21 protein-coding genes are annotated in these 26,586 nt (G+C 70.7%); 4 read left to right on the top strand and 17 right to left on the bottom strand.

Translation table 11 applies throughout. The annotated features are described in order from the left end of the window. Positions 1-293: 293 nt before the first annotated feature. The 10 genes from AQJ54_RS16650 to AQJ54_RS16605 all read right to left on the bottom strand — a co-directional run bounded on the left by AQJ54_RS16650 (position 294) and on the right by AQJ54_RS16605 (position 13,964). The gene (locus AQJ54_RS16650; protein ID WP_062238122.1) at positions 294-1,094 is read right to left on the bottom strand and encodes an ABC transporter permease; all 801 of its coding nucleotides are present in this window, start codon (positions 1,092-1,094) and stop codon (positions 294-296) included. Between the two features lie 5 nt (positions 1,095-1,099). Next, positions 1,100-1,903 carry an ABC transporter permease gene (locus tag AQJ54_RS16645; protein ID WP_062238121.1) on the bottom strand — a complete coding sequence of 268 codons (804 nt, stop codon included), beginning with the start codon at positions 1,901-1,903 and terminating at the stop codon, positions 1,100-1,102. A gap of 1 nt (position 1,904) precedes the next feature. Further along, positions 1,905-2,900 carry an ABC transporter ATP-binding protein gene (locus AQJ54_RS16640; RefSeq protein WP_030313534.1) on the bottom strand — a complete coding sequence of 332 codons (996 nt, stop codon included), beginning with the start codon at positions 2,898-2,900 and terminating at the stop codon, positions 1,905-1,907. A gap of 204 nt (positions 2,901-3,104) precedes the next feature. Next, positions 3,105-6,005: a glycoside hydrolase family 2 TIM barrel-domain containing protein gene (locus AQJ54_RS16635; RefSeq protein ID WP_062238119.1), complete on the bottom strand. Its 2,901-nt coding sequence runs from the start codon at positions 6,003-6,005 to the stop codon at positions 3,105-3,107. A 41-nt stretch (positions 6,006-6,046) separates the two neighbouring features. Then, a complete protein-coding gene (locus AQJ54_RS16630; protein ID WP_062238117.1) occupies positions 6,047-6,913 on the bottom strand; it encodes a carbohydrate ABC transporter permease in 867 nt (288 codons plus the stop codon). Further along, positions 6,910-7,878, bottom strand: coding sequence for a carbohydrate ABC transporter permease (locus tag AQJ54_RS16625; RefSeq protein WP_062238115.1), 969 nt, complete (start codon positions 7,876-7,878; stop codon positions 6,910-6,912). The genes AQJ54_RS16630 and AQJ54_RS16625 overlap by 4 nt, the downstream gene beginning before the upstream one ends. A gap of 20 nt (positions 7,879-7,898) precedes the next feature. Further along, the gene (locus tag AQJ54_RS16620) at positions 7,899-9,164 is read right to left on the bottom strand and encodes an ABC transporter substrate-binding protein (RefSeq protein WP_062021620.1); all 1,266 of its coding nucleotides are present in this window, start codon (positions 9,162-9,164) and stop codon (positions 7,899-7,901) included. A 231-nt stretch (positions 9,165-9,395) separates the two neighbouring features. Continuing rightward, a complete protein-coding gene (locus AQJ54_RS16615; protein ID WP_062238113.1) occupies positions 9,396-11,240 on the bottom strand; it encodes a glycoside hydrolase in 1,845 nt (614 codons plus the stop codon). 71 nt (positions 11,241-11,311) lie between these two features. Beyond that, positions 11,312-12,559, bottom strand: a complete 1,248-nt coding sequence (locus tag AQJ54_RS16610) for an ROK family transcriptional regulator (RefSeq protein ID WP_062238111.1) — start codon at positions 12,557-12,559, stop codon at positions 11,312-11,314. A gap of 151 nt (positions 12,560-12,710) precedes the next feature. After that, a complete protein-coding gene (locus tag AQJ54_RS16605) occupies positions 12,711-13,964 on the bottom strand; it encodes an FAD-binding protein (protein ID WP_062238109.1) in 1,254 nt (417 codons plus the stop codon). 186 nt (positions 13,965-14,150) lie between these two features. On the opposite strand from AQJ54_RS16605, the gene AQJ54_RS16600 reads away from it, so the two are divergent. The 3 genes from AQJ54_RS16600 to AQJ54_RS16590 all read left to right on the top strand — a co-directional run bounded on the left by AQJ54_RS16600 (position 14,151) and on the right by AQJ54_RS16590 (position 18,359). Next, positions 14,151-15,128, top strand: coding sequence for a hydroxyacid dehydrogenase (locus tag AQJ54_RS16600; RefSeq protein WP_062238686.1), 978 nt, complete (start codon positions 14,151-14,153; stop codon positions 15,126-15,128). 133 nt (positions 15,129-15,261) lie between these two features. Next, on the top strand, positions 15,262-16,581 hold the full coding sequence (locus AQJ54_RS16595; RefSeq protein ID WP_030313522.1) for a radical SAM protein: 1,320 nt from the start codon (positions 15,262-15,264) through the stop codon (positions 16,579-16,581). 302 nt (positions 16,582-16,883) lie between these two features. Then, complete coding sequence (locus AQJ54_RS16590) at positions 16,884-18,359, top strand: cellulose-binding domain-containing protein (protein WP_062238107.1); 1,476 nt, start codon at positions 16,884-16,886, stop codon at positions 18,357-18,359. Between the two features lie 180 nt (positions 18,360-18,539). Here the strand turns inward: AQJ54_RS16590 and AQJ54_RS16585 are convergent, their stop codons facing one another. The 7 genes from AQJ54_RS16585 to AQJ54_RS16555 form a co-directional block, all read right to left on the bottom strand. Further along, positions 18,540-19,217 (bottom strand): GntR family transcriptional regulator, encoded by a 678-nt coding sequence (locus AQJ54_RS16585; protein WP_062238106.1) that lies wholly within the window; start codon positions 19,215-19,217, stop codon positions 18,540-18,542. A gap of 57 nt (positions 19,218-19,274) precedes the next feature. After that, positions 19,275-20,276: a proline racemase family protein gene (locus tag AQJ54_RS16580; protein WP_062238104.1), complete on the bottom strand. Its 1,002-nt coding sequence runs from the start codon at positions 20,274-20,276 to the stop codon at positions 19,275-19,277. A 14-nt stretch (positions 20,277-20,290) separates the two neighbouring features. Beyond that, positions 20,291-21,184 (bottom strand): dihydrodipicolinate synthase family protein, encoded by an 894-nt coding sequence (locus AQJ54_RS16575; protein WP_062238102.1) that lies wholly within the window; start codon positions 21,182-21,184, stop codon positions 20,291-20,293. A gap of 30 nt (positions 21,185-21,214) precedes the next feature. After that, positions 21,215-22,612: an FAD/NAD(P)-dependent oxidoreductase gene (locus AQJ54_RS16570; protein ID WP_062238100.1), complete on the bottom strand. Its 1,398-nt coding sequence runs from the start codon at positions 22,610-22,612 to the stop codon at positions 21,215-21,217. Next, complete coding sequence (locus AQJ54_RS16565; protein ID WP_062238098.1) at positions 22,605-22,904, bottom strand: (2Fe-2S)-binding protein; 300 nt, start codon at positions 22,902-22,904, stop codon at positions 22,605-22,607. The genes AQJ54_RS16570 and AQJ54_RS16565 overlap by 8 nt, the downstream gene beginning before the upstream one ends. Beyond that, on the bottom strand, positions 22,901-24,058 hold the full coding sequence (locus tag AQJ54_RS16560) for an NAD(P)/FAD-dependent oxidoreductase (RefSeq protein WP_062238096.1): 1,158 nt from the start codon (positions 24,056-24,058) through the stop codon (positions 22,901-22,903). The genes AQJ54_RS16565 and AQJ54_RS16560 overlap by 4 nt, the downstream gene beginning before the upstream one ends. An 87-nt stretch (positions 24,059-24,145) precedes the next feature. After that, entirely contained in the window at positions 24,146-24,958 is an 813-nt protein-coding gene (locus AQJ54_RS16555) for a hypothetical protein (protein ID WP_062238095.1), read from the bottom strand. 330 nt (positions 24,959-25,288) lie between these two features. Here AQJ54_RS16555 and rsgA point away from each other — a divergent pair, with 330 nt between their 5' ends. Beyond that, complete coding sequence (rsgA, locus tag AQJ54_RS16550) at positions 25,289-26,380, top strand: ribosome small subunit-dependent GTPase A (RefSeq protein WP_062238093.1); 1,092 nt, start codon at positions 25,289-25,291, stop codon at positions 26,378-26,380. The last annotated feature ends 206 nt before the right edge of the window (positions 26,381-26,586 follow it).

Genomic DNA, 26,586 nt, shown 5'->3' with positions numbered 1-26,586 from the left:
ATGAAGATTGTGGCGTTCGTAAGGTGTGGGAACCGGCTGGGCGGCGTGGGGAGGAGCAGCCGGCAACTGCTTCCTCGCGTTCGTCGGCATCGCCGGCACGAATAGGGCCGCCCGGTTGACCGTGGCGATCAGACCGGACGGCTGAGCGCTTGACCCGATACGACCCGCTCTCGCGGTCGTGCTACCGGGACATCGTCAGAGCCGTCCGCTCTCGGCATATGGCAACCGTGGGTTGGACGAACTCCCTCGACGACTTCCAGGCCGCTTTGAGCTCTGGGGTGGGGTCGAGGGAGTCACCCGCCGATCCCCGCATAATGCCGAAGACTCCACCGCCACAGCACCCGCGACCCCAGATACGCCGCCACCCCCACCAGCGGTGACAGGGCCGCCAGCCAGTACGGGACGCCCGTGTCGTGGCCGTGGCCGGTCAGGACCGCTGCCGGGAAGTAGGCGACGAAGGCGAGGGGGAGGCCGTAGGTCAGCAGGCCGCCGACCGCCTTCGGGAGGACGTTCAGGGGGTAGCTGCCGAAGGTGCCGAGGAGTTCCTCCAGCCAGCGGCTCCAGTAGTCGGCCGCCGGGTAGCGCAGGCCCGCCGAGGCGACCGCCGTGAAGAGGGCCGCCTCCAGGAACATGCCGCCGATGACCGCCGCGACGAGGTAGGAGATCCGGCCCGGTGTCCAGTCGAGCTGGCTGCGGCTCAGCGCGCCTGCCATCAGGCCGACCGCGACCGTCAGGTCGCCTATCGCGTTCGTGGGGAAGAACTCCAGCTGGAGCTGGCGGTGCACCGGCATCGGGCGGGTCAGGTAGATGTCGATCCGGCCCTCCTGGATCTGCCGGCCTGAGCCGTGCACCCGGCCCAGGAAGAGCACGAACAGACCGTGCGCGAGCATCCGCGTCGCCGGGATCAGCAGCACCTCCGAGCTGTCCCAGCCGCCCATCCCCGTGAACCGGGTCAGCAGCACCGTCGCGAACACGATCACCGACACCTGCCAGATCGCCCCGATGGCGATCATCAGCAGGAACTCGGTCCGGTACTCCAGCTGAGCACGGAAGTTGAGCCGCGTGACGCGCCACGCGATCCGGACGGCGTTCATCGGCCTCAGCCTCCCTGGGAGATGACACGGCGGGCGGCACGCCGCCACAGGAAACGGGTGAACAGGGTGAGCGCCACGGCCCAGCCGGCCTGGATCGCCAGCTGCCCGCCGGCGTCCGACAGCGGGATACGGCCGATGTAGATCGACAGCGGAACGCTCAACGTCGCCTGGAACGGCAGGAATCCGCTCAGCGTGATGAACCAGTCCGGGAAGAACCACAGCGGCGCGTACACCCCGGACAGCAGGTTCTGCGCGAAGATCAGGATCAGCATCGCCGCGTTGTTGCGGACCGTCCAGAAGCACAACTGGTCCAGCAGCAGCATGACGTTGTACAGCACCACCTGGCCGAGGAGCAGGCTCAGCGTGAACACCCCTGCCACAGCGGCCGACTTGGGCGGGTCCACCACACCCGCCGCCAGACAGACCAGGTAGCCGCCGAGCGCCCAGGCGAAGCCGTACACCTGCTCGCCGAGCGCCCGCAGGGCGTGGTACCGCTGCGGGGGCAGCGGGCGCAGGTACCAGTACACGATCGTGCCGAAGTGCATGTGCTGGAGCACGGTGTCCCGGCCCGCGTACTGGTCCAACTCCCGCAGCCGGGAAGCCAGTACGGCCAGGACGGCGTACGTCACCGCCTGCCCCTCGGAGAGACCCGCGGTGGTGCCGGTGCGGTCGTACAGGCCGTGCCACAGGGACGCCACCAGGATCACCTGGACGACGAGGCGGACCAGGACCGCCGTCATCCGGGGCGGCGCGTGCAGCTCGCCGAGCGGGGTGACGCGCGCGGCGCGCCAGGCGTGCAGAACCGCCATCTCAGACCGCCTCGGCGTGCACGTACGCGGCCCGCATCACGTCTTCGAGGTCCGCCTCGTCGATGGCGACGCCCGTCACCTCGTACCGCTCGATGACCGCCTTCAGCGCCTGGTGCACCGTCGGGGCGTCCGGGCCGTCGGGCCCGAAGACCACCTGCGGTCCGTCCTTGCGCAGTACGGCGATCCCGGGCAGCGGCTCGACCTCCGCGTGCGCGTCCGCGAACGTCGCCCTGACCTGCCAGGTCGAGCCGAACTTGCGGCGGATCTCGTCGAGGCTGCCGTCCAGGACGAGCCGGCCGTGGTTGATGAGGACGACCCGCTCGGCGAGCCGCTCCACCTCGGTCATGTCATGGGTGGTCAGCAGGACCGTACGGCCCCGCTCCTCGACCTGGTGGCGCAGGAACTCCCGCACCTGCTCCTTGACCACCACGTCCATGCCGATGGTCGGCTCGTCGAGGAAGACCACCGGCGGGTCGTGCAGCAGCGCGGCCGCCAGGTCGCAGCGCACCCGCTGGCCGAGGGAGAGATGGCGGACCCGGGTGTCCCAGAACGTGGACAGCTCCAGGATGGCGTCGAACTCCGCCAGCCGGGCCGCGTGTTCGGCCTTCGGCACCTCGTAGATGTCCCGGAGGATCGAGAACGACTCCCGCACCGGCAGGTCCCACCACAGCTGGGTGCGCTGGCCGAAGACCGCGCCGATGTTACGGGCGTTGCGTTCGCGTTCCTGGTACGGCACCACGCCCGCCACCCGGGCCTCGCCGGAGGTGGGCGTGAGGATGCCGGTGAGCATCTTGATGGTGGTGGACTTGCCCGCGCCGTTCGGGCCGAGCAGGGCGAGGAGTTCACCGGGCGCCACGTCGAAGGTGATGTCCGAGACCGCGTGCTTGGCGACCCGCTCGGGGTTGACCAGGGAGCGCAGGGTGCCGGCGAGGCCGGGGCGGCGGACGGTGGTGTGGAAGGTCCGGGACAGACCGCGGACCTCGATGCTTCCGGGCACGCTGTGAACTCCCTTGCTGGGAACAAGAGTTGCGGCCGGCCGGCTTTGAGGGCCGACCGGCCGCGGGTACACCATGACCGTCCCAGAATGTCGATCAATCGGGCAATGGATTAATCGATCCGTGAGTTGGACTATTCGATCACCCGAAGGTCACGGTCCACCCGAAGACCACGGTTTACCCGGAGATCACGGTCCACCCGGAGGTCACCCGGAGACCTCCGAGAACACGAACGAGAACTCCGCCGGCTCGGCGAGCAGGTGGTACTGCGGCAGCACGCCCGGACCGCAGGACGCGGTGCCGATGCCGTGGTGGCGGTGGTCGAGGTTGACCCACAGCGTCTCGCCGGCCACGAGGTCGGTCAGGTGCGTCGCCGCGTCCAGCTGCTCGGTCGTCCAGCGCCGGGCCGCGAAGGAGAACTCCGGGTCGCCCTCGATCCGCAGGCCACCCAGCTCCAGCCACCGCACGTCGGCACGGGCGCCGTTCTCCTGCGGGCGCAGGTACGGCGTCTGGAGTTCCTCCACGGTCGCGCTCCACCGGCCGACCTCGGAGGCCGCCCGGGTGTCCGGGTACGCCTCGCCGGGCCCGCCGCCGAACCACGTCACCTCATCGACCGAAGAGTCGACCGAAGAGTCCACCGCGGACAGCCCCAGCCGGACGCCGAGCCGCGGCAGCGGCACCGTCCACTGCCCCTCGGGCGTCACCGACACGGTCAGCTTCAGCCGCGAGCCGTCCGAGGTCCACCGGTACTCGGTGGCCAGGCCCACCTCGCGGGCCGCGGGCGCCACACGGGTGCGGACGACCAGGGCCTGGGACTCCAGCTCCACCCCGACCAGGCGGTGCCGCATCCGGTGCAGGCCCAGGGTCCGCCACAGCGTGCTGTAGCGCAGCCCGGACTTCCACTCGGTGCCGTCGTCGTTGTCGGTCGTCGCCCGCCACACGTCCAGCCGCGGGTTCTCGACGGCGACCCCGCCGACCGTCCGCAGCGCGCCGGTACGGCCGTCGAAGGTCGCCGGGCCGAGCGTGATCAGCCGCTCCTCGCGCACCGGCGAGGCGGAGGGCACGAGGGAGGGCCGTACGCCCGCGACCGCCGGGAACTGACCCCAGGCGACCACGTGGTCCTTCGGCGCCCACGCGGTGTCGGCGGCGAGCAGGGCCCGTACCGTCCACCGGGTCTCCGAGCCGTCCACGTGGGCGGGCGGTTCGGGGAGCTTGAGGTCCGCGGACTCGCCGGGTGCCAGCGCCGGCACCGACAGTGTGCCCGCCTCGACGGTCTCGCCGTCGACCTGGTACGACCACTCGAAGGCGAGCGCGGACAGGTCGGCGAAGTCGTACTTGTTCGTCACCCGCACGGTGCCGTCGGAGCCCTCGAAGGAGACCGGCTCGATGACCTTCTTGTATTCCACGAGGCCGGGGGAGGGGGTGCGGTCCGGGAAGATGAGGCCGTCGCAGACGAAGTTGCCGTCGTGCAGCTCCTCGCCGAAGTCACCGCCGTAGGCGTAGCCCAGCTCGGGGTGGGTGACGCCGTGGTCGATCCACTCCCAGATGAAGCCGCCCTGGAGCCGCTCGTACTTCTCGAACAGCTCCTGGTAGTCGGCGATGCCGCCGGGGCCGTTGCCCATGGCGTGGCCGTACTCGCACTGGATGAACGGCAGCTTCCGGCGCCCCAGGGTGCCCCCGTCCAGCTCCTTGCCGATCTGCTCGACCTCGGCGTGGTCGGCGTACATGCGGGAGTAGACGTCGGTGTCCCGGCAGTTCCAGTCGCCCTCGTAGTGCACCAGACGTGAGGCGTCGCGCCCGTGGATCCACTCGGCCATCGCGGTCAGGCCGCGCCCGGTGCCGGCCTCGTTGCCCAGCGACCAGAAGACGATCGAGGGGTGGTTCTTGTCCCGCTCGACCATGCGGGCCGCACGGTCCAGGAGGGCCGGGGTCCAGCGGTCGTCGTCGACGGGGTTGTCCCGCCACTCCTGCTCGGTGAAGCCGTGGGTCTCCAGGTCGCACTCGTCGACGACCCACAGGCCGTACTCGTCGCACAGGTCCAGGAAGGCCGGGTGCGGCGGGTAGTGCGAGGTGCGCACGGCGTTGATGTTGTGCCGCTTCATCAGCAGCACGTCCTCGCGCATGGTCGCGAGGTCGAGGGTGCGGCCCTTCTCGGGGTGCCACTCGTGCCGGTTGACGCCCTTGAAGAGGATCGCCTTGCCGTTGACCTTGATCAGGCCGTCCTCGAGCGCGACCGTACGGAAGCCGATCCTGAGCGGGATCCGCTCGCCCTCGGTGACCAGCTCGCCGTCGTACAGCCGGGGGCTCTCGGCGCTCCACGGCGCCACCAGGGCCGTGACGGACTCACCGGTCGCGACATCGATGTCGAGGGCGGGCACCAGCACCCGCCCGTCGACGTCGGAGTCCACGCGCAGGGTGCCCTCGCCCGTGAGGTGGTCGTAGGAGGCGTGCACGAAGAAGTCCAGGGCGCTGCCCGCCGGGCGGTGCAGCAGGGTCACCTCACGGAAGATGCCCGGCAGCCACCACTGGTCCTGGTCCTCCAGGTAGGAGCCGGCCGACCACTGGTGCACCCGGACCGCGAGGACGTTGCCCTTGGGCTTCAGCAGATGGCCGACGGCGAACTCGTGCGCGAGCCGGGAGCCCTTGAAATCGCCGAGGTCCGTGCCGTTGAGCCAGACCCGGGCGCAGGACTCGACGCCGTCGAACCGGATCACCGCGCCGCCCTCGGACAGTGCGGGCCAGTCCTCCGGCAGGTCGAACACGCGCAGGTGGTCGCCGGTCGGGTTCTCCGTCGGCACGTGCGGCGGGTCCACCGGGAACGGATAGAGGTGGTTGGTGTAGATGGGCAGCCCGAAGGCGCCCTCGCCCTGGAGGACCCAGTGCCCGGGGACCGTGACCTCGGCCCAGCCGGCCGGGTCGTATCCCTCCTCGGCGAAGGATTCGTCCTCGGCGTCGGCGGTCGCCGACAGGCGGAAGCGCCAGGTGCCGTCGAGGGACAGGGTCTTCGCGTCGGAGGAGGCGTACCAGGCGCGGGGCGGGAGGGCCCCGCTGCCGGGTGAGACGTCCTCGACGTAGTCGAAGGCGCTGGGGGTGGTGCGGAAAGACATCGGTCTCCAGGTCTTGGCAGAGGGGTCTTGAGAGAGGGGCCTCAGCCCTTGATGCCGGTCTGCGCGATCCCCTGCACCAGCCAGCGCTGGAGGAAGAGGAACACGAAGATCAGCGGCAGGATCGAGATGGCCGTGGCCATGAAGATCAGGTGGAAGTTGACGGTCTGGTTGGTCATGAAGGAGGAGAGCGCGATCTGGACGGTCCAGGAGCTGGGGTCCTGGCCGATGACCAGGGGCCACAGGAAGGAGTTCCAGGCGCCGATGAACGTGATCGTGGCGATGGCCGCGAAGAAGTTCAGCGAGTTGGGTACGACGATCCGCCAGTACGCGCCCCAGTAACCGAGCCCGTCCACCCGTGCCGCCTCCTCCAGCTCCTTCGGGAATCCCAGGAAGTACTGCCGGAACAGGAAGCAGGTGAAACCGCTGAACAGACCCGGGATGATCAGGCCACGATACGTGTCCACCCAGCCCAGGGAGGAGACCAGGACGAAGCTCGGGACGAAGGTCACGGCCGTCGGGACCATCAGGGTGGCGAGGACGGCGTAGAAGACCTTGTTGGCGTGCTTGTAGGGGATGCGGGCCAGGCCGTAGCCGGCCAGCGAGCAGACCAGGAGGGTGCCCACGGTGCTCGCGACGGCGACGACCAGCGAGTTCACCATGGACTTGCCGAACTCGACCGTCGGGTCGTTGAACAGTTCGGAGATGTTGCCCCACTGGAAGGAGGGCAGCACCTTCCAGTTCTCGCCGGTGATCTCCAGGTCCGTGGACAGGGCGTTGCGGAAGATCAGGTAGAAGGGGATCAGGAACAGCACGGCGGCGACGCCCACGGCGATGTACAGCCCCGTGTTGCCGAAGACGCCCCGGCCCTTGTCGCGCTGCTTGCCGACCGGAGGAGTGGTGGTGGTCACTTGGAGTCCTCCCCCCTTCCGAAGCCCATGAACTTGCCCTGGATCAGGGTGACGAGGCAGATGAGCAGCGACAGGACGACCGCGCCCGCGCTGCCCGCGCCGTAGTCCTGGCTGGTGCCGAGTGCGGTCTTGTAGAGCTCCATGAGCGGGGTCTGGGCCCAGGTCGCCTTCTGCCCGATGATGTTGAAGAACTCGTCGAACGCCTGGTAGGCCGCGATGAGCAGCAGCAGGATCACGGCGGTCGAGGTGGCGCGCAGCTGCGGCAGCGTGATGTGCCGGAAGGTCTGCCAGCCGGGCTTGGCGCCGTCGATGGCGGCGGCCTCGTACAGCTCGGCCGGGATGTTCTGGAGCGCCGCCAGGAACAGGATCATGTAGAACCCGGACTGGATCCACAGCCGCAGGGTCACGATGACCAGCCAGTACCAGGGCGGGCTCGGGTTGGCGAGGTAGGCGATGTTGTCGACGCCGAACCAGCCGAGCATGGTGTTCATGAGGCCGAAGCGGACACCGCTGAAGATGGACATCTTCCAGATCAGCGCGGCGGCCACGTAGGAGACCGCGGTCGGCAGGAAGAACACCGAGCGGAAGAACGCGCGCATGAAGCGCAGCCGGTTGACCAGCAGCGCGAGCCCCAGGGACAGCGCCCACGTGGTCGGCACGATGAACGCGGCGAACACGGTGAAGGTCACCAGGGAGTCGGGGAACTCGCTGTTGGTCAGGATCTGCACGTAGTTGTCGAAGCCGACGAACTTGCTCGGCGTGACGGTGTACCGGGCGTCGAAGAAGCTGAGCCAGATGCTCCAGAAGATCGGCACGAAGACGAAGATCGCCAGGCCGATGAGGAACGGCCCGGTGAAGAGCCAGAAGTTGACGGTCGGGTTGCCCCGCAGGCCCCGCCGCGGCCGGGCCGGGGAGGCCGTGGCCGGGGCGGGCTGGGCGACCCCGCGCGTGGTGGTGGTCGACATGACGTGGTCTTCCCGGCGGCCTAACCGAACAGCTTCTTGAGCTCGACGTTGACCTTCTTGTCGCAGGTGTCGAGCGCCGCCTCCGGGTTGCCGTTCTTACGGACGGAGGAGGAGATCACCTCGGCGAACGCGGTCTGCATCGTCTGGTCGTAGGCGATGTTGTCGAAGTGGCCGTAGTCGGTGAAGAGCTTGACGCCCTCGGCCGGCAGGCCGGTCTTGAGCTTGGTGGCCGAGGCGGCGATCGAGGTGCGCGGCGGGATGTGGAAGCCGTACGAGGTGGCCCAGTCCTCCTGGTACTGCTTCTGGTCGATCCACAGCCACTTGACGTACTCCTTGGCCGCCTCGACGTTCTTGCCCTTGGCGTTGACGAAGATCGACCAGCCGCCGTTGTAGACGGACTGCTTGCCCGCGGAGCCGATCTTCGGGAAGGGGAAGATGCCGAGGTCGTCGCCGAGTGCCTGCTGCATGGCCGGCATGGACCACATGCCGCCCCACTGCATGGCACACAGGCCCTGGTTGAGCGAGGAGGGGTCCCAGAAGTCGGTCGGGGCGTCCAGGAGCACGTTGCCGCTGGTGAACAGCTGGCGCAGCTTCTTGAGACCCTCGACGACGCCGTCCGTGTGGTAGGCGATCTCGTTCTTCTCGTTGATGGTGTCGGCGCCGGCGGACCAGATGATGACGTTCTGGATCGCGGTGAAGTCGTTGCCGAGGAAGGCGCCCTTGACCTTGCCCGTGGTGAGCTTGGCGGCGGCCTCGATCAGCTCGTCGAGCGTCGTCGGGACCTCGACCTTGGCCTTCTCGAACATCGACTTGCGGTAGTAGAAGAACTGCGGGTCGTCGATCATGCGTATCCCGTAGATCTTCCCGTCGACCGTGTGGGACTTGATGTCGTTCGGGTTGAAGTCGTCCTTGACCGGGTCGATCAGGTCGGTCAGGTCCGCCACCTGGCCGCTCTTGACGAGCTGGAGCTGCGGGTGGAACTCGAATACGTCGGGCGCCTTCTTGGTGAGCAGGGCGGCGAAGAGCGCGGACTCGAAGTTGTTGCCGGTGATCCAGTTGGTGCTGACGTCGGCCTTCTTGTACGCCGCCGCGTACCGCTTGATGGCCTGCTCGGTGCCCGCCTCGCCGTAGGCGTGGAAGTACTGGGTCAGGGCCGTGCCCGAACCGGAGCCGCCTCCACGGCCGTTGTTGCCGCCGCACGCGGCCAGTCCGCCCGCCGCGGCCAGACCCATCGCGGCCTTCATCACGTTACGACGGTTCCAGTTGGTGCTGCTCATTGCCGACATGCTGACGTCCTTGTCTCGAATACGGCTTGCGGCTCTGCGCCTTGGCTCTGCGGCTCAGTGCCAGGTGGCTCAAATGCTGTAGCGGTGCGGGGACGGTAACCTTCGGCTAAGGCTTCGGCAAGGGGTTGGACGAAGTCTGTACGAAGCGTTGTGAAGCGTTCGGGATACCGGACGCCCCCGGGTCGCGGGCCGCCGCACCAGCGGCCCGCGACCCTTTGCGGGTGGAACGCGTTACTGCCTGGACCAGGCCTGGTTGGTCCCGCCGTTGCAGGTCCACAGGCCGACCTTGCTGCCGTCGGCGGTGGCTTGTCCGCCCACGTCCAGGCACTGCCCCGACGTCTCGCTGACGATCTGGCCGTTGGAGTTCAGCAGCCACTGCTGGCTGCCGTCACGGGTCGCCTCCGGGCTGGTGACGAGCCCCGAACCGCCTGCCGTCAGGTAGCCGTTCACGCCCTTCAGGCGGCCCTTCGCGTCGTACGACCACACCTGTCCGGCCCCGCCGGTGCAGCTGCTGATCACCGCCCCGGAGGTGTCCGCGGTCAGGCACTTCCCGGACTGCCGGCCCTGGAGCGCGCCGGTGACCGCCGAGGTGCCGCGGCCCTTCTGGTCGAGGACGTACGTGGTTATGGACCGGGCCGGCAGGGTCGCCGACGCCGTGCCGCCCTCGACCGCGGGCCTCGCGACCTTCGCCCAGCTCTCGGTCGCCGAGGTCCGCACGGCCTTGCTCGCGCGCACCGGCGCCCTGCTGTTGAAGTGCAGGTTCAGCGCGGTGTCGGTGGTGTTGTGGTTGTTGACCACCACCACCCACTTGCCGTGGTCGTCGTAGGTGGACACCTCGACGCCGGCCGGCACCCCGGTCACGTTGTGGGCGACCGCGCCCGGCCGGACGAACTTGCTGTACTGGCCGAGCGCGTAGTAGCGCTTGGTGAAGTACAGGGTCTGGTTGCCGTTGGCGGCGTACTTCGGGTCGTAGTAGATCAGGCCGTCGTTCCAGCCCTCGCTGTTGCGGGCGAGCGGATCGCTGCCGACCATCTCCGACAGGGCCACCCACCACTGGAACGCCGAGTCGTGCGCGGTCGCGAAGTCCTTGTAGATGATCCGGGACAGGTTCAGGCCGCCGTCGATCGTGGGGTCGTACTCCTGCGCCCAGCCGGTGCCGCCGTTGCCGAAGCAGCAGATCTCCGTCGACCACGACTTCTTGCCGACCGACCTGGACGTCTCGTAGACCTTGGCGCGCTGGTCGTCGCCCGGGTTGTTGTACGTGTGGTGGGCGAGCCTGTCGACGTACTGGGCGGTGTCCGGCTGCGAGATCCACTGCGGGAGCTCGGTGTTGAAGTTCACCGTGGAGCTGGACTCGTCCGCGATGATCCCGGTGCGCTGGTGCCGGGACCGCTGCTCGGCGCCCAACGCCCGCACGATGTCGTCGCGTTGGTCGACCGGGACCAGCATGCCCTCCTGGCCGCAGTCGGCGAAGCTGTTGGTCGGCTCGTTGAAGGGGCTGATCCAGTCGAACTTCACGCCCTGCTTGGCGAAGTGGGCGGTGACGTCGGCGACGTACTTCGCGTAGTCCTCGGTGTTCTCCGCCTTCAGGTAGCCGCCGCAGCTCAGGCCGTTGGTCTTCCACCGCGCGGGCGCGCTGTTGACGAAGGCGATCAGGTCCTTGACCCCGTACCGGGCGGCCGCGTACAGGAAGGTGCGGCCCGCCTTGTCCTTGCTCCAGTCGTAGGACCCGTCGTCGTTCAGGAAGTCCTCGGGAGCGCGGGGCGCGTAGGTCACGCCGGTGCCGCCACCGCCGATGTTGTAGCGGTAACTGCTCAGGGCCAGGCCGTCCTCGGAGAACAGCAGCTTTGCGACCCGGGCCTGGACCTTGGGGTCGAAGTTCTTCAGGTCGTTGACCCACCAGGCGCCCGAGGCGCCGATGTTGTCGATGGTCTGGGCCGCGTGGGGGGAGACTTCGGCCGCCGAGGGGGTGACGGCCGACGCGGGCGGGGCGGATATCAGGGGACCGGCGACGGCCAGTGCGGCCGCGGCCGTCAGCAGTGCCGGTCTCCTGCGGTGGGGGTGTGTCACGTGCATCCCTTCCGTCGTCGTGAAGGCGGTGCGGAGGCGGTGCGGACTCGGTGCGGAGGCGGTGCTGTGTACGGCTCCTAGCGGGGGTTGTGGGTGCTGCTCCGCGCTGAGGTGGTGCGCTTTGTCGCCGACCTCTGCCCGACCGACTGGAGCGCCCCTTCGAGCGCGAACGTCGCCGCACCCAGGCACGCCGGGTCCGTGGGGATCGGGGAGAGGACGATCTCGGTGGCGGCCATCGGCCGGGGCAGCGCGTGCCGGGCGACGGCCTCGCGCACCTCCGCGACCAGGGGCTCGCCGAGGGCGGCCGCGACCCAGCTGCTGAGCACGACCACCTCGGGGTTGAACAGGTTGACCAGGTGCGCGACGGAGGCGCCCAGATAGCGTGCGGTGTGCCGGACGACCTCGACGGCCACCGGGTCCCCGGTCAGCATCCCGCGGGCCAGCGCGTCGATCGTGGCCGTCTGGTCGCCCGGGTGCAGCAGCTCGCTGTCGGGGCTCAGCTCACGCAGGTTCAGCATGATCCCGGGCGCGCCCACGTACGTCTCCACGCAGCCGTGGTTGCCGCACCGGCACAGGCGTCCGTCCAGGACGATCGTGTTGTGCCCCCACTCGCCGGCGCTGTTGGAGACACCGCGGTGCAGCCCGCCGCCCAGCACGAGACCGGCGCCGACGCCGGTGCCGAGGGTGACCACCACGGCGTTCTGGCTCCCGCGCGCGGCCCCGAACCACAGCTCGGCCACCGCGACGGCACGTAGCGGGTTGTCCAGGTAGAGCGGGTAGGCGATGTACTCGGAGAGCAGGTCCACCAGCGGCACGTCGTGCCAGTCCCAGTTGGGCGCGTACTCCGAGATGCCGGTCGCGCGGTCCACCTGTCCCGGCACGCTCACGCCGACGCCGAGCACCCGGGCCCCCTCGATGCCGGCCTGGGTGACCACCGAGCCGACGGCGGCGGCGACATGGGCGACCACCTGCTCGGGGAGGCTCTCGCCGGGCCGGACGTCCTCCTCGGCGCGGGCCAGGACGTTCAGCCCGAGGTCGAACAGCTCGACATGGACGTACGTCTCCGCGATGTCCACGCCGATCAACGCGCCCCCCGACGCGTTGACGGCCACGAGCCCCCGGGGCCGGCCGCCGGCCGACTCCTCGAACCCGACCTCCGTGATCATATGGAGGTCGAGCAGCTCGCCCACGAGCGTGGCGACGGTGGCCAGGCTCAGCCCGGTGGCCGCCGCCAGCTCCTGCCGTGAGGTGGGCGACTCGGCGATGATCTGGCGCAGCACCTCGTAGCGGTTCGCGGTGCGGATGTCACGTGATGTGCGCTTCACCAGGGCCGACCCCCATCCCTTCAGCTCAGGCCGGGACGACAGTGGCACCGGCGCGGCGCAAGGCTATGGGCTGCGGGGACTTTGTACAAGGGGTTAGGAAAGGGGCTTTATAAAGTCCGGCGCGATGTCGGCGCCCCGCCGGTGGGTCACGTCAGTCGGCGAGTACGGCCCGCACGAAGGCGTTGGCGAATTTTGCCCCCGGGTCCAGCTCGAGCGCCAGCTTCCGGAAGTCGCCGAGCCGCGGGTAGCGCCCGCGCAGCACCTCCGCCGGCGTGGCGAAGACCTTCCCCCAGTGCGGCCGGGCGTCGAAGGGGGCCAGCGCCTCCTCCAGCCCGCGCACCACCGGCAGCACGGCCGCGGTGTCCGCGATCCAGGTGAAGTGCAGCGCCACGGTGTCCCGCCCGTAGGAGGGGCTCAGCCACTGCTCGTCGGCGGCCACGGTCCGCACCTCGCAGATCTGGAGCACCCCGGCGACCGTGTCCCGGATGCCGTCGACCGCGTGCAGGGCGTCGAGGGCGTACTCGCGCGGCAGCAGGTACTCCGACTGGAGTTCCTCCCCGCTGCTCGGGGTGAACTCGGCCCGGAAGTGCGGGAGTCGCTCGTGCCAGGGCCCCGGCACCCCGGACTGCTCGGTGCAGTTGACCGCGGGCATCCCCGGCACCGGGTGCATCTTCTGGCCGGCGGGCGCGGCCCACGGGAAGTCCCCGAACGGCTGGTCCGCGCTCCGCTTGACCCACACCTGCCGGAAGCCCGGCTCACGCCAGTCGGTGAACAGGCTCACGCTGTACGCCGCCGACATGACCGCCTCGAAAGCCGCCGAGTCCAGTCCGGCGAGGGGGAGTTCGGTGAACACGTACTGCTCGACGTCGAAGGACGGCACGAGGTCCAGGGTGAGCGCGGTGACGACACCCAGCGCGCCCAGAGAGGTGACCGCCCCGCCGAAACGCGGGTCGTCCCGGCCGAGGGTCAGCGGGGAGCCGTCCGCCGTGACCAGCTCCACCTCCCGCACGGCCGAGGACAGCGGGCCGTTGCCGACGCCCGAGCCGTGGGTGCCGGTCGCCACCGAGCCGGCCACCGAGATGTGCGGCAGCGAGGCCATGTTGGGCAGCGCGAGGCCGTGGGCGTGGACCGTGCGGGCCAGTTCGGCGTAGCGGACGCCGCCCGAGACCCGTACGGTACGGGCCGCGGTGTCCACGTCGATCACCGGCGGCAGGTCGGCGATCGACAGCAGGACGCCCTCCGGACCCGGCTCGGCGATCTCGTTGAAGGAGTGCCCGCTGCCCAGGACCCGTACCCGGGCGCTCGCGGCGACCAGGGCGCGGACCGCGTCCAGCGAGTGGGGCCGGTGCAGCTCCTTGGCGGCGTAGGTGATGTTGCCCGCCCAGTTGGTGATCGTCTCCGACATGTCCGTCGTTCCTCCAGGGGAGTGTGTATACGTTGACCCTCTCATTTGCCGAGACCTAACGTAGAGAGCGTTTTCTACGTGATGTCGGCAGGTATGGAGGCCCCCGCCTTGTCCGAGCGACCCCGGACGCCGTCGTCCGAGCCACCCCAGGTGCCGTCGTCCGAACGCCCCCGCGCGCTGTTCGCCATGACCGCCGGGAACGTGCCGCTCGTCTTCCCGCCCGAGGTGCTGGCGCGGCTGCGGGAGTCCGTGGACATCGATCCCGGGCTGGTGGCCGAGGATCTCACCGACCCGGCACTCGCCGAGGTCCTGTCCCGCACCGAGATCCTGGTCACCGGCTGGGGCTGCCCCCGCCTGGACGCGTCCGTCCTCGACGCGGCCCCGAAGCTCCGGGCCGTCCTGCACGCGGCCGGCTCGGTCAAGGGCTTCGCCACGCCCGAGCTCTGGCGGCGCGGCATCGCCGTCTCCTCGGCCGCCGAGGCCAACGCCCTGCCCGTCGCCGAGTACACCCTCGCGATGATCCTGCTCGCCGGGAAGGAGGTCCTCGTGCGGCGGGAGCAGTTGCGGGCAGGGCGGCCGTCCTCCGGCTGGGGGATCGTGCCGGGCATCGGCAACCACGGGCGGCGGGTCGGGCTGATCGGGGCGTCCCGGATCGGGCGCAAGGTGATCGAGCTGCTGCGCCCCTTCGACCTGCGGCCGGCCCTGTACGACCCCTACGTCGACTCAGCGGGCGCCGCCGCGCTGGGCGTGCCGCTGCTGCCGCTGGACGAGCTGCTGCGGGACTCCGAGATCGTCAGCGTGCACGCACCCGAGACCCCGGAGACCCGCCATCTGCTGGGCCGCCGTGAGCTGGCCCTGATGCCCGACGGGGCCGTCCTGCTCAACACCGCGCGCGGATCGCTGGTGGACCACGACGCCCTCCTCGCGGAACTGCGCACCGGCCGGCTCTCCGCGATCCTCGACGTCACCGACCCCGAACCGCTCCCGGCCGACTCACCGCTGCTGAGCCTCCCCAACGTCTTCGTCACCCCTCACCTCGCTGGTTCGCAGGGCAACGAACTGGCCCGGCTGGGCGAGGCGGTCGTGGACGAGGCGCGGCGGATGGTGGCGGGGGAGCCGGTGGCCCATCCGGTGACGGAGGCCGAGCTGGGACGGAGTGCCTGACAGCACACGTTCGGTCACTCTCATCACCCCATACACCCATATATCGCCCACCGAGCAGACCCCCGTTCCGCCCTCGCCCCGCCGAAGGCATACCGTGAGGAGTCGTACGTCCGATCCGGGAGGAGAACACGGGATGGGCAGCCGAACCGCGCTGGTCGAGGATCTGATGGAGCGGTTCCCGCAGGTTCCGCGGGAAGCCGTCTTCAAGGAGGACCTGTTGCGGGGTGGCGTGGCCTTCGACCCGTCCGCCCTCAGCGACAACGAGTCCGGCGAGGTGAAGCCGAAGTCGTACTTCATCTTCTCCTTCGACCACGGCACCCTGCCGGAGCTGGGCGAGGCCGCGCTGCGCCGCCCGCCCGAGGAGATCATCCTCACCGGCGGGCCGTACGACCTCCGGCGGACCGTGGTGTCGGTGCGGGTCAACCCCGCCTCGCCGTACCGCGTGGCCGCCGACGAGGAGGGGCTGCTCGGGCTCTACCTCGACGGGAAGCGGATCGCCGACGTGGGTGTGCCGCCGATGCCGGAGTACTACCGGCACAAGCTCTCCAGCGGGAAGTCCGTCATGGAGGTCGCCCCGACGATCCAGTGGGGCTACCTGATCTACCTCACCGTCTTCCGGGTCTGCCAGTACTTCGGCGCCAAGGAGGAGTGCCAGTACTGCGACATCAACCACAACTGGCGCCAGCACAAGGCGGCCGGGCGGCCGTACACCGGGGTCAAGGACGTCGACGAGGTCCTGGAAGCCCTGGAGATCATCGACCGCTACGACACGGCGAAGGCGTCGACCGCCTACACCCTCACCGGCGGTGCCATCACCTCCAAGCTCCAGGGCCGTGACGAGGCCGACTTCTACGGCATGTACGCCAAGGCCATCGAGGAGCACTTCCCGAACCGCTGGATCGGCAAGGTCGTCGCCCAGGCGCTGCCGAAGGACGACGTGCAGCGGTTCAAGGACTACGGCGTGCAGATCTACCACCCCAACTACGAGGTGTGGGACGAGTACCTCTTCAAGATGTACTGCCCGGGCAAGGAGCGGTACGTCGGCCGGGACGAGTGGCACAAGCGGATCCTGGACTCGGCGGACGTCTTCGGGGCACGCAATGTGATCCCCAACTTCGTGGCGGGCGTGGAGATGGCCGAGCCCTTCGGCTTCAAGACGGTCGACGAGGCGATCGCCTCCACCACCGAGGGCCTGCGCTTCTTCATGTCGAACGGCATTACGCCCCGCTTCACCACCTGGTGCCCGGAGCCGACGACCCCGCTCGGCAAGGCCAACCCGCAGGGCGCGCCGCTGGAGTACCACATCCGGCTCCTCCAGGCCTACCGCCAGACCATGGACGACTTCGGCCTCTCCTCCCCGCCCGGCTACGGCCCTCCCGGTCCCGGCCGCGCGGTGTTCTCGGTGAGCTCCTTCATGGACAGCCTGCCCGCGCAGGAGCCGCTGGAGGTGTGAGACGAGGCCTCGCGCGAGGCCGCTCTCTGAGCGTGAAGACCCGGCTGCCCGGCAGCCGGGTCTTCTGTGTGACATTTGGGCTCCGTGATACGCAGAAGGTGAGTGAGACGGTTGATTCCGCCGGGGATTGATACTTTTCCGCCTCGGGTCCGTATCTCTGGCTGAAACCGTTCGTCACCAGATTTGAATAGCCTGCTTGTCAGTTGTGTGGGAGACGTGAAAGGCTCCTGTCCTGCCGCGAGGTTCCCCCCAACTCCTTTGCCAGTATGGCGAGTTGACCTCGCTTTCGATGCAGGAGACCCATGCCCGACCTGCCGACCCCCCAGGACGCCGCTGAGGCCGCGCTGTTCTCCGAGTGCTGGGATGCCGTGCTGTCGTATGCCGATCTGTGCACGGCCGGCTCCGCCGCCGCCACCGATCTGGCCACGGAGGCATTCTCCCTCGGGATGCGCGAGGCCCGTGAGGCGGAGGCCGCCGTCCGTGGTGCGGGCCGCCGCCAGGCCCGGCTGCCCCGAATACCCCTGCTGCTCACGGCCGTTCGCACCACCGCGGCGGACTGGGAGGTGCAGGGCCTCGGCCACCGCCTCGACCCCGACCTGCGGCTGTGGCTCCACTCCGACAAGGCCGCACGCTACACCGGCCCGCCGCTCCAGCGCCCGATCGCCCTGCGCGGACTGCGCGACCTCCAGGCGGCGGACGCCGAACTGCTGTGGCTGGCCGAGGTGGAGGCGCTTCCGCTGCCCGTCGTGGCCCGACGGCTCGGCCTCGACCCGGCCACCGTCGGCGAGGAACTCGCCCAGGTACGCGTCCTGTTCCGGGACCGCAGCAACCGCAACCACCTCGACTCGCCGATGGACGGCCCGTGCCGCAGCTACGCCCGGCTGCTGGACGCCGTCACCCGGTCCACCTCGGGCGAGACCCCGGACGACCTCTCCCGGCACCTCGCGCGCTGCCAGCAGTGCGCCGAGGCCGCCGCCTGTCTGCGGCTGCACGGCGGCGGACTGCCCGCGGCGCTGGCCGGCGGGGTCATCGGCTGGGGCGGCCTCGCCTATCTGGAACGCCGTCGCCGGGCCGCCGAGGTGCGCCTGGGCGCCGGCCGTCCGGCGCTGGAGAGCGGTCCCCCGAACCCCGGCGCGCACAGGGCGAAGGTCGTCCGAAACGGACTGCTCGTCGCGGCCGTCCTGGTGTCCCTGCTCGCCCTCGCCGTCTCGATGATGCCGGGCGGGGACATGGGGCACGACACCGCCAAGCCCGGCACCGGCACCCCCGCCGACGGGCAGCCGGTGGCCAATCCCACCTTCCCCGTCCCCTCCGCCACCTCGCGGGCCCAGGGCTCCGCGGAGCCCACGAAGACCCCGACCACCGGTCCGTCCCCGTCGTCGAGCGCGAAGAAGTCCGATCCGGAACCGCAGGGCACCAACTCGGGCGGCGTCCCGGAGCCCGAGCCCAGCGAGAGCGCGGCGCCGTCCTGCGAGGTCGAGTACTCCCTCGTGAACCAGTGGCCCGACGGCTTCCAGGCCACGGTCACGTTCACCACCACGGAGGTCCTCAGCGACTGGCGGCTCACCTGGTCCTTCAAGGACGGCCAGCGGGTGACGCAGATGTGGGACGCGAACTACAGCCAGAGCGGGGCGAAGGTGACCGCGACCGCGACCGACTACAACAGGTCTGTTCCCGCGGACGGTTCGCTCTCCCTGGGCTTCAACGCGTCCTGGCAGGGCAAGAACGCGCCGGCGTACGACTTCTCCTTGAACGGGCATGCGTGCGCGAAGGGGTAGCGCCGAGGGGGTAGTTCGTCGGGTGCGGGCCGGTGGGGGCTGGTCGCGCAGTTCCCCGCGCCCCTAAAAACATGTGGGCACAGCTGGGCACACCGTCACTGCACCCACCTAGGGGCGCGGGGAACTGCGCGACCAGCCACGACGCGCCCGCACCCGCCCCACAACCGCGCCCGGCACCCCCTACCGCGCCGCCCACAACCCCCGAACATGCCCGATGTGCTGTGTCATCACGCGATGAACCCCTTCCTCGTCGCGGGCGACCAACGCGTCGAGCAGCTCCAGGTGTTCCTCCGCCGACGCCAGCAACCGCCCCGACTTCACCAACGGAGTCAGCCCGTAGAGCCGGGACCGCTTGCGGAGATCCCCCACCACCTCGACCAGATGCGCGTTCCCGGCGAGCGCGAGCAGGCCGAGGTGGAACCGGGTGTCCGCCTCGACGTACGCGATGAGGTCACCGGAGCCCGCCGCCAGCACGATCTCCCGGGCAGCCGGCCGCAGCGCCTCCAGGGAGACGGGGTCGGCGGTCGTGGCCAGTTCCACCACCGTGGGGATCTCGATGAGGGAGCGGATGTGGGTGTACTCGTCGAGCTGCTTCTCGGACACCTCCGTGACCCGGAACCCCTTGTTGGGGACGGTGTCGACCAGACCCTCCTTCACGAGGTCGAGCATGGCCTCACGGACCGGCGTCGCCGAGACACCGAAACGGGTGGCCAGCGCGGGCGCCGAGTACACCTGGCCCGGCAGCAGTTCGCCCGCGATCAGCGCCGCCCGCAGCGCGTCCGCGACCCGCTCCCGGTAGCTGCTCTTCTTGCCGCCCAGTACGGGCAGGGCCGGGGCGCCGGGGTGCTGGGCTGCCATGAGGTCGTCTCCTAGAAGGTGGTGCAATGTCACGTGACACGGCCCATTGTCGCGGGCTCAGAGCACGAACCCGGCCGGGAACGGATCCGTCGGGTCGAGCAGGTACTGGGCCGTGCCGGTGATCCAGGCCCGGCCGGTGAAGCTGGGCAGCACGGCCGGGCGCCCCGCGACCTCCGTCGTGCCGAGCAGCCGACCCGTGAACCGTGTCCCGATGAAGGACTCGTTCACGAACTCGGTGTGCAGCGGGAGTTCACCGCGTGCGTGCAGCTGGGCCATGCGCGCACTGGTGCCGGTGCCGCAGGGGGAGCGGTCGAACCAGCCGGGGTGGATGGCCATGGCGTGCCGTGAGTGGCGGGCGGTGGCGCCGGGGGCGAGCAGATGGACGTGGTGGCAGCCGCGGATGGAGGGGTCCTCCGGGTGGACCGGTTCCTCCTCCGCGTTGATCGCCTCCATGAGGGACAGCCCGGCGTTCAGGATGTCGTCCTTGCGGCCGCGGTCGAAGGGCAGCCCGAACTGCTCCAGCGGCAGGATGGCGTAGAAGTTGCCGCCGTACGCCAGGTCGTACGTCACCGTCCGTCCGTCGGCCAGGGTGGCCTTGCGGTCCAGGCCGACGGAGAACGACGGGACGTTGTGCAGGGTGACCGCGCTCGCCCTGCCGTCCTCCACCGCGACCTCGGCGACGACCAGGCCCGCCGGGGTGTCCAGCCGGATCGTGGTGACCGGCTCGACGACCTCGACCATGCCCGTCTCCACCAGGACGGTCGCGACCCCGATCGTGCCGTGTCCGCACATCGGCAGATAGCCGGAGACCTCGATGTAGACCACCCCCCAGTCGCAGTCGGGGCGGGTCGGCGGCTGGAGGATCGCGCCGCTCATCGCGGCGTGCCCGCGCGGCTCGTTCATCAGCAACTGCTTGATGTCGTCGCGGTGTTCGCGGAAGTACAGCCGCCGGTCGTTCATCGTCGCGCCGGGGATGGTCCCGATGCCGCCGGTGATCACCCGGGTGGGCATGCCCTCGGTGTGCGAGTCGACGGCGTGCAGGACGAGTCTGCTGCGCATGATCCCGCCTTTCCTCAGGCCAGTCCGGCCGCGAGGGCCTTCTCGGTGGCGGCCCGGACGGCGGCCTCCTGCTCGGGCAGCAGCGGCACCCGGGGCGGACGGCAGGTGCCGCCGTGCCGCCCGGCGATGTCCATGGACAGCTTGATCGCCTGCACGAACTCGACGCGGGAGTCCCACCGCAGCAGCGGATGCAGCTGGCGGTACAGCGGCAGCGCGGTGTCGAGGTCGCCCCCGGTCGCGGCCCGGTACAGCTCGACCGAGGACTTCGGCAGGGCGTTGGGGTACCCCGCCACCCAGCCCTTGGCGCCCGCGACGGCCAGCTCCAGCAGGACGTCGTCCGCGCCGACCAACAGGTCCAGTTCCGGGGCGAGTTCGGCGATCCGGTAGGCCCGGCGGACGTCTCCGGAGAACTCCTTCACACCCTGGATCCACCCCTCGCCGTGCAGCGTGGCGAGCAGCTCCGGCACCAGGTCGACCTTGGTGTCGATCGGGTTGTTGTACGCCACGACCGGCAACCCGGCCTTCGCGACCTCGGCGTAGTGGGCGAGGACGGCCCGCTCGTCGGCGCGGTAGGCGTTGGGCGGCAGCAGCATCACCGACGCGCAGCCCGCCTCGCGCGCCTGCTCGGCCCAGCGGCGGGACTCCGCCGAGCCGTACGCGGCGACTCCCGGCATCACCCGGGCACCGCCGACGGCGGCCACGGCCGTCTCGACGACCTTCGCGCGCTCCTCGGGGGTGAGCACCTGGTACTCACCGAGCGACCCGTTCGGTACGACCCCGTCACAGCCGTTCTCGACCAGCCAGGCGCAGTGCTCCGCGTACTTGTCGTAGTTCACGGACAGGTCGTCGTTCAGCGGGAGCGCGGTGGCGACGAGAACTCCGCGCCAGGGACGAAGGTCGGTGGTCATACGGTCTCCCTCTCGATGGGGTGTGACATGTCAACGGCTCTCGTTCTCCCCGGCCCGCGCCAGCACCCCCAGCGGCACCGGCCGCGCGAAGGGCCTGCGCACGGCCGTCTCCGCGCACCCGGCGACGCCGGCGACCCCGGGCCCGCACATCCGGCCCTGGCACCAGCCCATCCCGGCCCGCGTCAGCAGCTTCACGGTCCGCAGATCACCGGCCCCCAGCTCGCGGACCGCCTCCCGCACCGCACCGGCCGACACCTCCTCGCAACGGCACACCACCGTCTCGTCGGTGACCTGCTCGGCCCAGTGCGCGGGCGGCGCGTACACGGAGTCGACGGCGGCGAAGAAGGCGCGCAGCCGCTTCCGGGTCCGCGCGGCGGCCGCCCACCCGCGCGGATCCGGCTCCCGGCCGGCGAGCCGCGCGGCGATCGAGCGCCCGGCGATGTGCCCCTCGGCGAGCGCGAGGGCGGAGCCGCCGATCCCCGTGGTCTCGCCCGCCGCCCACACGCCCGGCACATCGGTGCGCTGCTCGTCGTCGGCGTACACGTCCGTGCCGTCGATCCGGCAGCCGAGCGCGTCGGCGAGGTCGGTGTGCGGCAGCATGCCGTGACCCACGGCGAGGGTGTCGCAGTCGAGGCGCCGCCGGGTGTCCGGGCGCACCCGTCCGTCCCGGTCGAGCGCCGCGACCGTGACCGCCTCCAGCCGCTCGGTGCCGTGTGCCTCCACGACGGTGTGGTGGAGGAGGGTGCGGACCCGGTGCCGGGCCAACTGCCCCGCGTAGAGGGCCCCTTCGGCGACCTTGCCGGGCTGGGCCGCCAGCGCCCGGGACCGCCGTACGAACCCTGTGGGGTCGGCGGAGTCCACCAGTGCGGCGACCGTCGCGCCCGCCGTGGCGAGCCCGGCGGCCACCGGCAGCAGCAGGGGGCCGGTCCCGGCGACGACCACGGTACGGCCGGGCAGCACGAGCCCGCCCTTGAGCATGGCCTGGGCCCCGCCCGCCGTGACGACACCGGGCAGCGTCCAGCCGGGGAAGGGCAGCACCTTCTCGTATCCTCCGGTGGCGAGGAGGACGGCGTCCGCGCGGACCTCGGCCGGCTCCTCCTGCTCGGCACCGAGGAGGGCGTGCACGGAGAAGCCGGCGGCACCACGGCGCTCGACGAGCCAGACATGATGATCCGTCAAGTGCCGTACCCGGCCCGCCCGTACGTGGCCGTCCAGCCCGTCCCGCAGGCGCTCCCACGTGTGCCACTGGTGGTGCAGGGCCTGGGGGCGTCGGGCGCCCAGGCCGGTCGCGGGCTGCCGGTAGAACTGCCCGCCCGCCGCCGGGACCGAGTCGACGAGGACGACGTGGATGCCGCGTGCTGCCGCGGCGAGGGCGGCCGCGAGCCCGGCCGGGCCCGCGCCGATCACCGCCAGGGTGGGTTCACTCATCGTGGCCCGTCCCCTCCTGGGTGCGGATCCGGTCGCCCGGGCGCAGGGGCAGCAGGCAAGCCCGTTGGTTCGGGCGGTCGTTGACGGTCACCAGGCAGTCGAAGCAGACGCCGATGCCGCAGAACAGCCCGCGCGGGCGCCCCTCGCCCCGGGTGCCGCGCCAGGAGGTGACGCCCGCCGTCCACAGCGCGGCGGCGACCGTCTGACCGGGCAGGGCCTCGATCTGCCGCCCGTCGAGCGTGACGGTGAAGGCGGGACCGGGCTCGGCGCGGGCCAGCTCCAGCGGGTTCACACGGCCTCCTCGGGGTCGGGGAACCGGTCGGGGCGGAAGGGCGCGAGAGCGAGTTCGGGAGTACCGCCGGTCAGCACCTGGGCGATCAACTGCCCTGTCCCCGTGGACAGTCCGATCCCCGCGCCCTCGTGCCCGCACGCGTGGAACAGCCCCGGGACCCGGAGGTCGGGGCCGATCGCCGGCAGATGGTCGGGCATGTAGGGCCGGAACCCCAGGTAGGTCCGCATCGCCCGCACCCGCTCCAGGAACGGGAACAGCCGGGTCGCCCCGGCCGCCAGCGCACGCAGGGCCGGCAGCGACAACGACCGGTCGAAGCCGACCCGTTCACGACTCGCGCCGACGAGGACGGGCCCGGCCGCCGTGCCCTCGACGACCGGAGAGGTCTGGAGGGCCGCCGAGTCGCTGGCCACGTCCGCCACGTAGTCGGCGGCGTACACCTTGTGGCGGACCAGCCGGGGGAGCGGTTCGGTGACGAGGACGAAGCCGCGCCGGGGGAGCACGGGCAGGCTCGCCCCCGCCAGTGCGGCCAGCTCCCTGCCCCAGGTCCCGGCGGCGTTGACGACGTACGGCGCGTCGATGTCGCCCCGGTCGGTCCGCACCCCGCGCACGGTACCTGCCCGGTCACGCGGCACCTCGGTCACCGTCGCGCCGGTGAGCAGACGGGCACCCGAGGCCCGTACGAGATGAGCGGCGGCCAGCGTCGGCATGACCTGGGCGTCCTCGGGATACAGCACACCGCCCGCGAGACCGGGCGCCAAGTGGGGCTCCAGATCGTGGAGTTGCTCCGCGGCCACCCGCATCGCGTCGACTCCGGCGGTCCGTTGCCCGGTCGCGAGCTTCTCCAGGGCGTCGAGACCGTCGGGGGTGGAGGCGACGACCAGGCCGCCCTTGCGCTCGTACTCGATGAGCTCGCCGAGCTCCTCCGCGAGCTCGGTCCACAACCGGCCGGACAGCAGGGCCAGGTCGAGCTCAGGACCCGGTTCCTTGTCGGAGACCAGGAGATTGCCCTCACCGGCGCCGGTCGTGCCGCCGGCCACCGGGCCGCGGTCGACGACGATCACGTCGAGGCCCGCCCGCGCGGCGTACAGAGCACAGGCAGCGCCCACCATTCCGGCTCCGACGACCACGACATCGCAGGTCAGTCGCTTGCTCACGGCAGTACTATGTCACATGGCGCTGAGCTGGGGAACACCCTCGGCCGCGCCCGGGTGTCCCCCGTCCGTCCCAGCGGCGGCAGCCGGTCAGTCGGTGTCGCCCGGGTTCGCCGACGGCGTCCGGCCCGCCTGCACCTGTTCGAGACGTCCCGTGCCCAGCTCGGCGGCGGTGTCGGTGCTGTCGCCGTCCACGCCGTCGAGCCCGCCGTTGGTGATCGTGATCGCGTCCGTGCCCACCCTCAGGGCCGCGACGTCGAGGGTGAGGGTGGTGGCCGCGCCGCCCGAGGTGCCCTGGACCGTGACCCGCAGCCCCTGCCGGGCGTCGCCCTCCTTGGGCAGCGAGCGCTCGGTCACCTGGACCGTGCGCTTCCCGCCCGAACTGTCCGTGGCCGTGAACTGGTCGCAGGTGACCGGCAGGCTCTTCAGCCACGCCAGCGAGCCGGAGAGCGCCTTCCTGTCGTAGGCGGCGACCTGGTACAGCAGCCGGGAGTCGCCCTCCTCGAAGCCGGTCAGCGCCGACGCGCCGGACGGCTTGCCCAGGAGGTCGTCGCTGTACAGCGCGTCGAGGAACCTCTGGCAGTCGGCCGCGTTCGTCTTCGCGGTCAGGAAGTCGGCCACGTCGACCTTGCCGACCAGCAGACTGTCCCGCCAGTCGGCCGCGTCCTTCACCTGGTCCCAGTCGCCCTCCAGGTCCCCCTCCGTCACCAGCGCGGCCCGCGCCCCGGCCGGGGTGAGCGCGGCCGGGGACTCCTGCGCGAGCGGCGAGGAGGAGATCCGCGTGGTGTCCGCGCCGTCCGCCCCGCTGTCGTCACCGTCCGAACAGGCGGCTGTCGTCAACAGGGCACCGGCCGCCAGGGCCGAGGCGAGCACACGGACGGGGCGGGACGGACGCTGGGTCATCACGAGGTCTCCTGGACGTGGGCGATGCCTTCCGGTGCCTTCCATGCCACCGCCGCCGCTCCCGTACGACCAGCGCACAGGGCTGTTCGAGTGAGTACGCGGTGACGAGAAAAACCCGTGGCGCGCACGGAAGGGGGCCTCTAAAGTGAGGACCGCTTCGCACGCCGGCTCACGGCCGCCGTGCCTTATGAGCTTGGGATGAGAGGAGGTGTCGACCGATGGCTGTCTTTGCGATGAGCGCTGCCCGCATCCAGATCATCACGTCCACCTCCGTGGCCCTCGGCTGACCTCGAAGATTCCTGTGCCGGGCCACCCTGTGAAGGGTCTCCCTTGACTTCCACCTCAGTTTTCACCGCTCTCGCTCCCTACGGCTGGGACGAGGCATGGGCGGACGCGTTCGCCCCCTACGAGTCCGAAGGGCTCATCCCCGGCCGCGTGGTCCGGGTCGACCGCGGGCAGTGCGACATCGTCACCGCCGACGGGACACTGCGCGCCGACACCGCCTTCGTCACCCCGCACGACCCGATGCGGGTCCTGTGCACCGGCGACTGGGCCGTCGTCGAACCCGGGGGCAACCCCCGCTACGTACGGACGTATCTGCCGCGCCGTACCGCCTTCGTCCGCTCCACCTCCTCCAAGCGGTCCGAGGGGCAGATCCTCGCGGCCAACGTCGACCACGCCATCGTCGCCGTGTCGCTGGCCGTCGAACTCGACCTCGGCCGCATCGAACGCTTCCTCGCCCTGGCCTGGGAGTCCGGTGCCCAGCCCCTCGTCGTGCTCACCAAGGCGGACCTCGTGCCGGACCCGGTCACGCTCTCCCATCTCGTGCAGGACGTGGAGACGACGGCCCCGGGAGTGCCCGTGCTGACCGTCAGCGCCCTGGACGGCGACGGCCTCGACGTCCTCGTCGCGTCCGTCTCCGGCGGTACGACCGTGCTGCTCGGGCAGTCCGGCGCGGGGAAGTCCACGCTGGCCAACGTGCTCGTCGGCGAGGACGTGATGCAGGTGCACGCCACCCGGGACGTCGACGGGAAGGGCCGCCACACGACCACCACCCGCAACCTGCTCGCCCTGCCGGGCGGGGGCGTGCTGATCGACACCCCCGGCCTCCGGGGCGTGGGGCTGTGGGACGCCGAGACCGGTGTCGGACAGGTCTTCTCGGAGATCGAGGAGCTGGCCGAGCGGTGCCGGTTCCACGACTGCGCGCACGAGGCCGAGCCGGGGTGCGCGGTGCTCGCCGCGATCGACTCCGGGGAGTTGGCGGAGCGACGGCTGGAGAGCTACCGGAAGTTGATCCGGGAGAACCAGCGGATCGTGGCGAAGACGGATGCGCGGCTCCGGTCGGAGATCCGTAAGGAGTGGAAGAAGCGGGGGGCGCAGGGGAAGGCGGCGATGGAGGCGAAGCGGGGGCGCTGGGCGTAGTCGTTCGCGTGCGGCTGGGTGGGGGCTGGTCGCGCAGTTCCCCGCGCCCCTAGGTGGGTTACTGCTGGGCATACCTGGGCTGCACCCACTTCAGGGGCGCGGGGCTGTATCCATGTGCGGCTCCGCCGCGTGGGCGCGACCGGCCACAACGGACCCGCACCCGCCCACGCACCGCACCCCCACGTCCGTTTTCCGCCAGCCGCACC

It is taken from the genome of Streptomyces griseorubiginosus, from assembly GCF_001514195.1.
Classification (GTDB): domain Bacteria; phylum Actinomycetota; class Actinomycetes; order Streptomycetales; family Streptomycetaceae; genus Streptomyces; species Streptomyces griseorubiginosus.
Note: the sequence above shows the minus strand (reverse complement) of the source record. Positions and strands in the feature narration are given on the sequence as shown.